This window comes from Methylocella tundrae, assembly GCF_901905185.1.
GTDB lineage: Bacteria > Pseudomonadota > Alphaproteobacteria > Rhizobiales > Beijerinckiaceae > Methylocapsa > Methylocapsa tundrae.
This window is the reverse complement of record NZ_CABFMQ020000001.1, coordinates 519936-532117: the sequence shown is the minus strand read 5'-3', so window position 1 is coordinate 532117 and position 12182 is coordinate 519936. Positions and strand designations below refer to the sequence as shown.

Genomic DNA, 12182 nt, shown 5'->3' with positions numbered 1-12182 from the left:
CTACCGCCCCTCCCCCGCCTCCCAAAGCGCCTCAAGACCCACGCGATAGGTCGGATAGGCGAGATCAACCCCCAGCTCCTCCTTGAGCTTGCGGTTCGAGGCGCGCTTGTTTTCGGCGTAAAAGCTGCGCGTCATCGGCGAAATATCTTCCGCCGCCTCGATCGGCTGTTCGGGCGGCGGCTCGACGCCCATCAGCATGGCGGCGTAGGCGACGACATCCTGCGGCGGCGCCGGGGCGTCATCGGCGACGTTCCACACGGCTCCGCGCCCGTCATAGGCGATGGCGGCGGCGATCGCCCGGCTGATGTCCTCGACATGGACGCGGTTGAACACCTGATCGGCTTTTACGATGCGATGCGCCTTGCCGTCTTTCAGATTGATCAGCGCATTGCGGCCCGGCCCGTAAATGCCGGCAAGGCGCAGAATATGCACCTTCTTGTCCTTGCTTTTGCCGATCGCCGCCCATGATTTCTCCGCCTGCAGCCGCGTCACGGAGCGCGGCGAGAGCGGCGTCGGGATCTGCGTTTCATCGACCCATTCGCCCTGCCGGTCGCCATAGACGCCGATCGTCGAGAGATAGATGATCGTCTGCGGCGCGCGCAGGCTCGCGATGCGATGGCCAAAGCGCGCCAGCACCGGATCGACGGAAACGCCGGGCGGGATCGAGATCAGGAGCACGTCGGCGGCGAGCATTTTTTCCGCGAGTTTCGGGTCCTCCCGGTCAGGCCCGAAGACAAAGGTCTCGATGTGATCGCTCGCCAGCTCCGCGGCTTTGTCGGCGCTGCGCACGGTCCCCGCGATGGAATCGAAGAGATCGCCGAAACGCGCGATGAAATCCTGCGCGCAATAGCCAAGACCGAAGGCAAAAAGCTTCATTTAATCCGACCTTCTTCCCCGTGACCGCCGGGGTTTTGAAACGCTTCATTCTTTCGCATCTTTCCCGCCCGGCCGGCGCAAAAAACGCTGATCTGTCAGTCCGGCGCATTTTCTTCCGAACGCGCCATCGCCGCAGCCCATTCCCGCCGCACGTCCGCGTCCGTCTCACGCGGGAGCCAGGCCCGGGCAAGGCCGGCGATCCTTTCCGGCGCAAGACGCGCCAGAGCCCAAACCGCCATCGCCCGCACGAGCGGCGAAACATCTCCAAGCTTCTCCGCCACGAGTTCCGCGAGCGAAAAATCCCCCGAATTGCCGGCCGCGATCAGAACATTGCGAGAAAAACGCGAAAACCCGATTCGCTTGACAGGCCCACCCGCAAACAACGCGCGAAAAGCGGCGTCGTCGAGGCGAAGCAGATCGCTCAGCGCAGGAGCCAATAAATCCTCACGCGGCAAAAGCTTGATGTCCCGCGCCGTTTTGGCGAATTTATTCCACGGGCAGACGGCGAGACAATCGTCGCAGCCATAGATGCGGTTGCCGATGGCGGCGCGAAACTCTTCCGCGATATGGCCCTTGTGCTCGATGGTGAGGTAGGAGATGCAGCGGCGCGCGTCGAGCGCGTAAGGCCGGGGAAAGGCTTGCGTCGGACAAATATCGAGGCAGGCCCGGCATTGGCCGCAATGGTCGCGCTCCGGCCCATCCTCAGTCAGCGGCAGGTTCGTGAAGATCGAGCCGAGGAAGAGCCAGGAGCCGAAATCGCGCGAGACAAGATTTGTGTGCTTGCCCTGCCAGCCAAGCCCCGCCGCCTGCGCCAGCGGCTTTTCCATGACGGGCGCGGTGTCGACGAACACCTTGAACTGCGGCGCCTCGAAGCCTTGCCCCTCGGCCGCACTCGCAAGCCATGAGGCGAGCTGCTTCAGGCGCCCCTTGATGACGTCATGATAATCGCGATGGCGGGCGTAGACCGAAATATTGCCGGCGCGTTTGTCCGCAAGGGCCGCCAGCGGATCGCCGGGCGGCCCGTAATTGGCCGCCAGCATCACAATGCTCGCGGCCTCCGGCCAAAGGCTGCGCGGATCTGAGCGGCGCTCTCGCGTCTCCTCGAGCCAGTCCATGTCGCCGGCCGCGCCCGTGGCGAGCCATGCGCCAAAGCGCTCGCCCGCGCCCTCGACGGCGGACGGATGGGTGATTTTGCAGATATCGAACCCCAGCTCTCGCGCTTTCGTTTGCAGCCGCGCCGAAAACGCCGCGCTCAGAAGTCGAGGTCCGCGTAGACCGGCGCGGGGCTGAGGCCCGGCAGGCGATCGGCAAGCAGGGAGCGGAAGGCCGGGCGCGACTTCACCCTGGAATACCAGAGCTTTGCCGTTTCGTATTCTTCCCATGGCACATCGCCCAGAAAATCGACGCAGGACAATTGGGCGGCGGCGGCGAGATCGGCGTATGAAAGACGATCTCCCGCGAGCCACTTCCGGCTGCCGGCCAAATAGCTGACATAGCGCATATGGGTGCGGATGTTGGAGCGCGCCGCGCGCACCAGCTCCATGTCCGGCGCGCCTCCGCCCCGCTCGCGCGGCATGAAGCGCTTATAGACCTTTTCCGTCACGAGCCAATCGGTGACTTCGCGGAAGAATTTCTGACCGAACCAATCCATCAGCCGGCGCACTTCGATGCGCGAAAGCGGATCTTCCGGCAGCAGCCTGTGCTTGCCGAGAGCGAGACCGCGGGTTTCGTCGAAATATTCCGCGATGGTCGACGGGCCGGGCACGACAGTTGACGGATGCTCGACCAGCACCGGCGTCTGACCAGCCGGATCGAGGATCAGGAAATCACGCCTGCGCTCATGGACGTTTTCCTCGATGAGTTGGGGTTCGATCCCATATTCCCCGAGGAGGAGCCTGACGAAACGCGAATGGGCGCAGAGCGGATGATGATAGAGCGTTATCATTCAGCTTCGTGTTCGAGTGAGGATCGGGCGGACTGCGGCGAAAGGCGTTCGAAGGACCCCCAGCTGCGATGCGGCTTGAGGAAGGCTTCCCAAGTTGCGGTGAATAATTCGTTAAGCTCGCGACGCCAAAGCGAGGGGCGCTCGGGCCGGGCGCCGAATGGGTCAAGCCGGCGCATGCGCCAATCGCGCAACCCGGTAGAGGGCGAGACGGCTCGAGCGTCGGCCGCCTCTTAATCTAAGTTCGCACCGAATTCTTGAGATTTGCACGGGTGCGCCGCTTTCGGCAAATCCACGACATTCATTTATCGAACGGACGTCCGCTTCATGACGGCGCAGACGGACGCAATCAGGACCAGCTGCGAGCATATTCGGAAAGTCTCTTCGCCCAGCCTGTGTCAGTTGATCTTGGCCGGGGCCCACGAAGCCAACGAACATCAATCCCGGCTTCGGAACGCGAGATACATCAGGACGAGATAAAGTCCTGGTATAATCACCATAATCCCAAAAATAATTGGATTCGGAATCTCGCAACTACGAGTCGTGACATAATAGAAAAATACTGCATCGACGATCAGCAGGAAAACGAGCCCTATGTACCAAGGGGTAAGCGGGTTGCGCCTGAGTGCTTCGACCATTATCGATCCTCGTGAACTCGAGCGAAAACTGGATTGTCCTTAATCACTTTATGAGGACCTCAGCATTGACGACGCGCAAGCAGCACAGCCGCAATAACGGGATTCTTTGAGTTCGCATCATGCCTATCCGAAAGCCGGCTCCAACGCTTCGGAAATAACGCTCAGGCCTCGACTTCCTCGCGCGGGATGACGTCGACCGAAACGTCGACGTCCTGCTCGCGCGTGCCGAGGATAATACCAGCGACAGGGGAAATGTCGGCGTAATCGCGTCCGCGCGCCAAAGTGATGTGGTCATTGCCGATCATCATGGAGTTGGTCGGATCAAGATCGACCCAGCCGACATCCGCGCCGCACCAGAGCGTCACCCAGGCGTGCATGGCGTCCGCGCCTTCGAGGCGCTTCTTGCCCGGCGGCGGAATCGTGCGGATGTAGCCGCTGACATAGGCGGCGGGCAGGCCGAGCCCGCGCAGCGCCGCGATCATGATATGCGCGAAATCCTGGCAGACGCCGCGCCGTTTCTCGAAAGCTTCCGAGATCGGCGTCGAGACCACGGTCGCTTTGGTGTCATATTTGAAATCCGCGCGGATGCGCCGCATCAGATCGACGGCGCCCTCGAGAACCGGGCGGCGGGGCGTGAAGCTTGGTCGCGCATATTCGACGGCGGGCGCAAAACGCGGCACGAACCGGCTCGGATGCAGGAAATGAGCGGGCGAGGCCTTGTCGAGCGATTCGCTGTCGAAAGCCTCCTCGCGGACTTCCTCAAAGGGCCGCGTCGAAGCTGGCTCCGGCGGCGGATCGCGATGGATGTCGATGCTCGTATCGACCTCGACGATCAGGTCGCTGTGCTCGGTGTCGATCGTCATGGACGATACGCGATTGCCGAAAAAGCAGACGCGTTCGACAATCTGCGATGGTTGCGGATCAATACTCAGATGGCTGGACAGCACCGTCTGACCGGGCAGATCCATCGGCGACAGCCGCAAGGAGCAATGCGCGTACCGGACCGGCGTCCCATATTCGTAAGTCGTAACGTGGTGAATGTCGTAGATCACGCAAGGCCGCTCCAACGGTCCGCCCGCGCACTATGCGGACCCTGCAGGAAATAGCGTGCGGCGACCGCTTCCGCCAGATCGAGCAGGCGTTTTTCGAAGCTCAGGATCTTGTCGGTGTCGAGCTCCGCCGCGACGGCTGTCGTGACTTCGGCGACGAGCTTGACGATCTGACGGCGCGGCTTCTCGGGCATTCCATCGTCGCTGAGCACGGGCAGATTTTGCAGATGGTCATCCAGCCGCTCCAGCTGAAAGGCGACGGAGCGCGGATTAAATGGGTCGAGCATGACCATGTCGCGAACCGTCGAAAGGCCGACGCCCATCAGATAGCGCGACCGATAGGTGATCTGGGAATCGGCGAGGTCGAGCAGGACTTCGAGATCGTCCGAAGGAGCGGTGGGGCCGGCGAACTGGCGCGCGAAGCGGCAGGAGTTGATGGCGCGCTCGACGCGCCGGCCGATGTCGAAGAGACGCCAGCCAGCGCCGCGATTCATATTTTCCTGCGCAAGCCCCGAAAGCGCCGCGATGGCGCGCAGCGCGAGATCAGCCCGGTCATAGGCCTCGGCCTCGCTCAAAAGCGGCTTCTGATCGACGCCGAGCATCTGGTCAAGCTCGCCGATCAACCGCCAGGTATCGGCTGAGAGCCGTTCCCTTATGACCGAGGCGGCGCGGCGCGCGTCTCGCACAAGCGAAAGCGCCGAGCCGTAGTTCTCCTCGCTGTGCAGGGCTACCGCACAGAGCGCCAGCGGATTAGAGGCCGCCGATTTCGGCGCCGCGTGCCAGGCGACGAGGAGGCCGATCACCTTCGAGACAGTCCATGCCGTCGTCCCTGTTTCGGCGTCGGTATTGATCATCCGGCCGGCAAGACAGCGGATCAGACGCAAAGTCGCCTCGACCCTTTCGAGATAGCGCCCGAGCCAGAACAGATTATCCGCGGCGCGGCTCGGCAGATTGCCCATCAGGCGGCGGATCCGCGCCGTCTCGTTGCTCGGCAGCAGGGTAATCATTTCGACGGGCTTGTCGGCGAGCACCCAGACGTCCGCCGACTGCACCCCTCCCCCCATCGACACGGCGCGCGCGTCGGCGCGATCGGAGATGCGGCAGAAGCCGCCCGGCATGATGGTCCAGCCATTCTCCGTCCGCGCCGCATAGACGCGCAGGACGAAGGGGCGCGGCGTCAGCCGGTCGTCGTTCCAGACCGGCGTCGTCGACAGATTAACGACCTCCTGCCCGACATAGTCGATCCCCCTCTCGCCGATGGCGTCGATCAGCCGCGCCTTTTCATCCGCGTTGAGAAGCCCGGCGATGACCGGCTGGTTCTGCGGAAAGCGTAGAACCGGATTGCCGAAGGCGCCGCCAATCGCCAGATCGTCGAAGTCAGCGATGACCGATGCGCGCTCCTTCTGCTGACCGCACCACCAGGTTGCGATGTTCGGCAGGCGCAACTCCTCGCCGAGCAGTTTGCGGCAAAGCTTCGGCATGAAGCTCATCATCGCGGGCGCCTCGAGCACGCCAGAGCCGAGCGCATTGGCGAGCACAACCCCGCCCTCGCGCACGGCCTCGACCAGACCCGCGACGCCGAGACGCGATTGGCTGTTGAGTTCAAGCGGATCGGCGAAATCACCGTCGATGCGGCGCCAGATCACATCGGCGCGCTTCAGTCCGGCGATGGTGCGCACGTGGACTTTGCCGTCGCGCACGGTGAGGTCGCCGCCCTCGACCAGAATGAAGCCGAGATAGCGCGCAAGATAGGCCTGCTCGAAATAGGTTTCGTTCAGCGGGCCGGGCGTCCAGAGGCAGATGCGGGGATCGGATCGCTCGGCGAGCGAGGTCAACCCGTAGCGGAACGCCTGGAAGAAGGGCGCGAGGCGCTCGACGTTCATGTCGCGGTAGAGCGCCGGGAAGGCGCGCGACAGCACGAGCCGGTTGGCGAGCGCGTAGCCGGCGCCCGAGGGCGCCTGGGCGCGATCGCCGACGACCCACCAGCGTCCGTCAGGGCCGCGCCCGAGGTCGGCTGCGTAGAAATGCAGAAAACGCCCGCCGGGCGGCGTCACGCCATGCAGCGGATGCAGGAAATCGGCGGAGCCTGTGACAGCCGCAGCGGGAAGATCGCCGGCGGCGATCAGAGCGCCTTCGCCATAGATATCGGCGACGACGCGCTCCATCAGTTCGGCGCGCTGTTCGATTCCCGCCGCGATTTCGCGCCACTCATTCGCTTCGATCAGCAGGGGCAGATGCGAGAGAGGCCAGGTGCGCTCGCGCGTATCGCCATAGCTGCGATAGGAGACGCCGGAATCGTGAATATGCCGATCCGCCGTCGCGAAGCGGCGGCCGATGTCGTCCGCGCCAAGATCCGTCAACGAGTTGAGATAGCGCAGCCAATAATCGCGCGGGCGGCCATCGGGGCCGATGAACTCGTCAGGGATGCCGGGCAGCGGCTTGTAATCCGCGATGAGCGCGGCCAGCCGCTCCGAGGCGGTCGATTCCTTACTGGTCGGGAGCGCGTCGCTGATGTTCATGGATCTATTGCTTTGGCCTGAACGATTTGAGGATCGCCGGGTCAGTCTCGAGCCTCGCGGCGCCGATGAGATCGAGACAATAAGGCACCGCCGGAAACACCGCATTGAGGCAAGTTTCAATGGAGGCTGGTTTTCCTGGCAGATTTATGATGAGGCAAGGCCCTCGATGCGCGGCGATCTGGCGCGACAGGATTGCTGTTGGAACCTGCTTCAGGCTTTCCTGCCGCATCAGTTCGCCGAAACCTGGCAGCACGCGAGACGCAGCGGCCTCGGTCGCCTCGGGCGTCAGATCGCGCGGAGCGGGCCCCGTGCCTCCCGTCGTCAGGATCAGGTCGCAACGGGCTTTGTCCGCAAGGTCGATCAATGCGTCCCGCACCGACTCGAACCCGTCGGGAATGATCCGCTTGATGGTCTCAAAAGGGCTCGTCAGAATCCGCGTCAGATAGGCGATGATCGCCGGCCCGCTTTGATCCTCATATTGGCCGACGCTGGCGCGGTCGGAGATCGTGACCACGCCGATTTTGGCCGCGCGCTTGCCGTCGTCCCCCATTTCCGCGTCCGCCATTCTCGACCCTTCTTCGACATTGGCCGGCGTTGACGCCGGCAAGAGGGTCTTATAGCGCAAAGCGGGGCGATGGTTCTGGAAAAAAGGCGGGCGCCGCCCTTGTCCCCGAGCATCGGCGCGAAAACAATTTTACTACGGGTCACTTTCGTTCGACTTGAGCAAGACTGTTGGCCAAGGACCCATTCCGTGCGGATTGGCGCCTCGACAGGCTTCAATATTGGTCAGATCTCGGCAAAGGTCATTTTTCGCGCAGGATGACGATATTTTGTTCAACGCCGCCGCCTGACGCTGGCCCCGATTGAAACCACGGCGCGCAAAGGCACGAATTGGTCGCGAACGGCTAAAGCCCTTTGATGCATGTCTACTTTCGCTCCGGCGCAAAATTCTGATTGGTGAATGGCGATGACGTCGGCGTTTGAATCTTGACGAAGCCGACCTCCCCCGCCTCGTGGCAGGCGTTGCACGCTGCCGTCAGCTCGGTAAAGCTTTTCGCCAGTTTAACGGGGTCCTTCGCCGCCGCACCGTCCTTTAGCGCTTCGAGCGGCTTTGCGGCCTCGGTGACAAATTCGATCGGTATGTTGCGATACAGCATCGCGGCGGCCGCGAAGCCGTCTTCAAGCAGCGTCGCTTCAAAATTGACGAGGCCCCAATTCTTCGCCTTGATCGCCTGCCAGAGCTTGATATGCCGCAACTGCGCGGCGCTCATGATGTCGCCGAGGCTGATCAGATAAGTGTCGAGCGACTTTTCGAGAGGCGGGCGGGCGAACGGCACGTCATCGCCGAGAGCGCCGGGCGCGAGCGCAACCATTGCAAGAGCCGCCAGGGCCACACGTTTCATGATCAAACTCTTCATGACTTCTCAATCTCCCGGGGCATTGTGAGACAAGGCGAAGCGGCGACCGATTCGCACAAGGCCGATGCGCCAAAATCAAAGGAACGGAACACCTTCCGACTTTTCCTGAAAGCCGAAACAGGCGGCGCGACGGGCCGGGCGTCAATGCCCGACGAAGGGTTCCCTCGGCGCCTTCAAACTGATCCCATCGCGGCGGCATGGCAAGCCTTGGCTCAAGCCTTTACACAGGGGCGCGCCGCGCCGTGATCGAAAAGGCGAGGAGATGATTTTTCTCGCTGAAGTCCCGATACGGCAATTGTCTGCCGCTTCGGCTAGGCTTAACAGAACAGATGCGTGATTTTGCGCGAACTCTCTGGCCGGCCCCACCTCGTTCCCTAAACGGAGCTGACTGCATGCGATCGATGATGCGCCTTTTCGTCGCGACTCTTTGTCTGTCGGCATTTGGCCCATGCGCCCTCCCCGCTGCGGCCGCCACCTGCCGCGACCCGGCAGGATTCGAAGCTTTTATCGCCAGCATCAAGAAAGAAGCCGCGGCGCAAGGCGTTTCTGCGGACGCGATCAGCGCTCTCGACGACGTCGCCTTTGATCCGAGCATCATTTCGAGAGACCACGGCCAACGCGTCTTTCATCAAAGCTTCGAGCAATTCTCCGACCGCATGGTCAATTCCTATCGTTTGCACAAAGGCGCGAATCTGCTGAAGCAATATGCTTCGGTTTTCAGCCGCATCGAACAGGCCTATGGGGTCCCGGGTCCCGTCATTGTCGCGATCTGGGGACTTGAGACCGATTTCGGCGCGGTCAACGGCTCAACGCCGACCTTGCCCGCGCTGGCGACGCTCGCCTTTGACTGCCGCCGGACGGACAAATTTCAGGCCGAGCTGATCGACGCTTTGCGCCTCATCCAGCGCGGCGACCTCGCGCCGTCCGCCATGCGCGGCGCCTGGGCCGGCGAACTCGGCCAAACGCAGTTCATGCCTTCGTCCTATCTGAAATTCGCAGTCGACTTCGATGGCAACGGACGCCGCGATCTGATCCATGACGTGCCGGACGTGCTCGCTTCGACGGCCAATTATTTGAAGGGCTATGGCTGGCTGCCTGGCGCCGGCTGGGAGCCGGGCCAGCCGAATTTCGCCGTCATCCAGCAATGGAACGCGGCAGACGTCTATTCGCGGACAATCGCGCTGTTCGCCACGAAACTGGCCGCGACCATGTAGAGCATGACGCCGGAAAGCTGCAGACTCTTCGGACCCAGACAGACGCCGATCGCCGGGATCGCGGCGTCCCTTCAGCGCCCGCCTCCGTCGATCTGTTTGCCGACAATCGCGATGGCCTGCTGATAGACCGTGGCCGCATTCCAGGCCTGGATCGCCGCGAAATTGGCTTCGCCCGGCTGGTATCCGGCGCCCGCGCTCCAGCCATGGGCCTTGAGGAAATTCGCCGTCGAGCTGAGCGCGCCAGCTGCGGTCTCGAGGCTGCCGCCTGTGCCATATTCCAAAATGGTCTTGGGCAGGAATTGCGTCTGGCCGATCTCGCCATGCATCGAGCCGCGCGCGTTCGCCGACAGGGAGCCTCGATCGATCAGGGTGAGCGCCGCGTAGAGCTGATCGGTGAAATAGGCGCTGCGGCGGCAGTCATAGGCGAGCGTCGCCACCGAGGAGAGCGCATGCTGATTGCCGTGGACGGCGCCAAAGCCTGTCTCGAAACCCCAGATGGCGATGAGCGGCCCCGGCGGGACGCCGTAGCGCTGCTGAATTGACGCAAAGAGCGCCGCGTTGGACTGCTTGAGCGCGCGCCCGCGCGAGGCGATGGCCGAGCCGCCGCGCTTGGCGAGAAACTGGTCGAGCGACACATGGAAGCCATGCTGGCCACGGTCGGCCCCAATCGTCGCGGCTGAATAATTCGTGCCAAGAACCGCGGAGACCCCGGCGGGGCCGACGCCCCTTGCTTTCGCCTCTTCGGCGAACTGTCTCTTCCACGCATCGAAGCCGGCCGCTGAATTGCCGCACTGCGCGGCGCCCGCTTTTCCGGGCATCCATGCGAGCGCCATCAAGGCTGCGACCGCGATTGTCCTGAATTGACCGCCCTTCGTCATTAAGCCCCCCTCCACGCCCGTTGCATCGGGCGAATCGCCGGCTCGCCATCCCCATCGAACTGGCGTGTGCGCACTTTAAGGTCGCCGCTCTTCCTGTCAAAGCGTTGCGCCGGCTAAGGACGCCGCTTCGCAACTCCCCGGCTTGCGCGTCTTTATTGAAAATGATGGTACTGCCGCCAATAGGGCGTCCGCCGCAGATGCTGATGCCTGCGGCCGCGGACTGGCTCCGGATTGCCGAGGGCGTTGGGGCCAAGGCTCTGAGGCACGGGATCTGGAATGAGATGCTGATGCCGGCTCACAGGGGGCGCGCCGCCGCCAAGCTGTCCTGTGCTCCCGACGCCTTCGGGATATGGCGCCGGGATCAGCTGCTGGGCGGCCTGCGCGGCCGGAAATGGCGCCACGGCGGCCGCGATAAAAACCGCAACTGCGAATATTGCTTTCCACATAGATATGCCCCCGTGCGCGACCCAGCCATCCAGACTCCGCCTTGCGGCGCTACGCGTTCAGCCGCTCGTAAAGGTCGTCCCAGTCGGGGTTGAGGTCATGAACGAGCGCGAGCTTCCACAAGCGCGGCCAGTGCTTGAGGTTTTTCTCCCGCTGCAACGCATCACGGATGTCTTCGTACCGTTCATAATAGATCAGCCGTTTCAAGCCATAGCGCTTGGTGAAGCCGTCGACGACGCCTTGTCGATGCTCAAAGGCGCGGCGCGAGAGGTCGCTCGTCACGCCGATGTAGAGCGCGCCGTCGCGTCTGTTGGACATGATGTAAACATAGCCGCCCTTCATCGTTGAGGAGGTTAATCGCTTTTCCGCCTCGCGTCATGCCCGTCCCTGGGTCGAGTCCGGGCATGACGAGCGTTGCGAGCGCGCGTCCGATTGTCATGGCCGGGCTTGACCCGGCCATCCAGACTCCCGGCGCTGGCGGTTGGATGCCCGGATCAAGTCCGGGCATGACGCAGAGGAATGGGGCCTAGCCAACCGGTATCGTCATGGCAAGGCTCGGCCCTACTAACTCCTCGACTTGCCCTTATACGCTCTCGTGCCCCCCCAGCATGAGGGGTTTTGCTCTGTCGCGCTATACATTCGCACCTGATTTCTGCTCGGTTTAAGTGACCGATTTTATGGGATCGGCTTTGTCGAGCAAAATTCTTGACTTCTGCACCGCTCGAAAAACTGGGTTTCCTCTCGACCAAGCAAGAGGGGATCAGGTGCAAAACGGTACGGCTCAAGCGTTCGACCCCCAAGCAGAAATAAACTCCGCCCGTTGAGCCAGATCATTTTACTTTTATCATTATGCTTGCATGCTTTCACGCAAATTGACGTGCTCGAATTCTAATTCGGCGCATAGAGGATAAGCTTATGCTGTTCGCTGTAACCACCCAAGGGAGGTTTGCATGAAACGGTTGTTGGTTATCGTTGCGGCTGCGCTGCTGCTGGCCTTCAGCGTGTCCGATGAGGCTGCCGCTCGCGGCGGTCGTGGCGTTGGGGTTGGCCATGGTGGCGTTGGGGTTGGCGCTCGTGGCGTTGGGGTTGTCCGCCATCCCGCCGCCCGCGCCGCCGTCCGCAGGTGCGCCGCCGGCGTGACTTGCTACTAGGAACGCGGCTGAATGGGGATGTTCTTAACTCTACTGAAAAACAAACGTCGCTC

Annotated in this window: 13 protein-coding genes; 2 read left to right on the top strand and 11 right to left on the bottom strand. The window is 62.5% G+C overall.

What is annotated here, in order from left to right; genetic code table 11:
• From MPC4_RS02320 to MPC4_RS02290, 8 genes are all read right to left on the bottom strand, one after another.
• On the bottom strand, positions 1 to 876 hold the full coding sequence (locus tag MPC4_RS02320) for an SDR family oxidoreductase (RefSeq protein ID WP_174511072.1): 876 nt from the start codon (positions 874 to 876) through the stop codon (positions 1 to 3).
• A gap of 95 nt (positions 877 to 971) precedes the next feature.
• Positions 972 to 2132, bottom strand: a complete 1161-nt coding sequence (queG, locus tag MPC4_RS02315) for a tRNA epoxyqueuosine(34) reductase QueG (RefSeq protein WP_425312411.1) — start codon at positions 2130 to 2132, stop codon at positions 972 to 974.
• A complete protein-coding gene (locus MPC4_RS21065; protein ID WP_244628789.1) occupies positions 2129 to 2821 on the bottom strand; it encodes a glutathione S-transferase family protein in 693 nt (230 codons plus the stop codon). Before MPC4_RS21065 ends, queG begins: the two co-directional genes overlap by 4 nt.
• Before the next feature lie 434 nt (positions 2822 to 3255).
• Complete coding sequence (locus MPC4_RS02310) at positions 3256 to 3456, bottom strand: hypothetical protein (protein ID WP_174511070.1); 201 nt, start codon at positions 3454 to 3456, stop codon at positions 3256 to 3258.
• 161 nt (positions 3457 to 3617) lie between these two features.
• On the bottom strand, positions 3618 to 4508 hold the full coding sequence (locus MPC4_RS02305; RefSeq protein ID WP_174511069.1) for a transglutaminase family protein: 891 nt from the start codon (positions 4506 to 4508) through the stop codon (positions 3618 to 3620).
• A complete protein-coding gene (locus MPC4_RS02300) occupies positions 4505 to 7024 on the bottom strand; it encodes a circularly permuted type 2 ATP-grasp protein (RefSeq protein WP_174511068.1) in 2520 nt (839 codons plus the stop codon). Before MPC4_RS02300 ends, MPC4_RS02305 begins: the two co-directional genes overlap by 4 nt.
• Positions 7025 to 7028: 4 nt before the next feature.
• Positions 7029 to 7574 (bottom strand): molybdopterin adenylyltransferase, encoded by a 546-nt coding sequence (gene mog, locus MPC4_RS02295; protein ID WP_174511098.1) that lies wholly within the window; start codon positions 7572 to 7574, stop codon positions 7029 to 7031.
• Positions 7575 to 7950: 376 nt separating this feature from the next.
• Positions 7951 to 8427, bottom strand: coding sequence for a hypothetical protein (locus MPC4_RS02290; RefSeq protein ID WP_174511067.1), 477 nt, complete (start codon positions 8425 to 8427; stop codon positions 7951 to 7953).
• Positions 8428 to 8834: 407 nt separating this feature from the next.
• On the opposite strand from MPC4_RS02290, the gene MPC4_RS02285 reads away from it, so the two are divergent.
• Positions 8835 to 9656 (top strand): lytic murein transglycosylase, encoded by an 822-nt coding sequence (locus MPC4_RS02285; protein ID WP_174511066.1) that lies wholly within the window; start codon positions 8835 to 8837, stop codon positions 9654 to 9656.
• A 71-nt stretch (positions 9657 to 9727) separates the two neighbouring features.
• Here the strand turns inward: MPC4_RS02285 and MPC4_RS02280 are convergent, their stop codons facing one another.
• From MPC4_RS02280 to MPC4_RS02270, 3 genes are all read right to left on the bottom strand, one after another.
• A complete protein-coding gene (locus tag MPC4_RS02280; protein WP_174511065.1) occupies positions 9728 to 10534 on the bottom strand; it encodes a lytic murein transglycosylase in 807 nt (268 codons plus the stop codon).
• Between the two features lie 152 nt (positions 10535 to 10686).
• Positions 10687 to 10980 carry a hypothetical protein gene (locus MPC4_RS02275; protein ID WP_174511064.1) on the bottom strand — a complete coding sequence of 98 codons (294 nt, stop codon included), beginning with the start codon at positions 10978 to 10980 and terminating at the stop codon, positions 10687 to 10689.
• Positions 10981 to 11029: 49 nt separating this feature from the next.
• Complete coding sequence (locus MPC4_RS02270; RefSeq protein ID WP_174511063.1) at positions 11030 to 11320, bottom strand: GIY-YIG nuclease family protein; 291 nt, start codon at positions 11318 to 11320, stop codon at positions 11030 to 11032.
• A gap of 608 nt (positions 11321 to 11928) precedes the next feature.
• Here MPC4_RS02270 and MPC4_RS02265 point away from each other — a divergent pair.
• Entirely contained in the window at positions 11929 to 12129 is a 201-nt protein-coding gene (locus tag MPC4_RS02265) for a hypothetical protein (RefSeq protein ID WP_174511062.1), read from the top strand.
• The last annotated feature ends 53 nt before the right edge of the window (positions 12130 to 12182 follow it).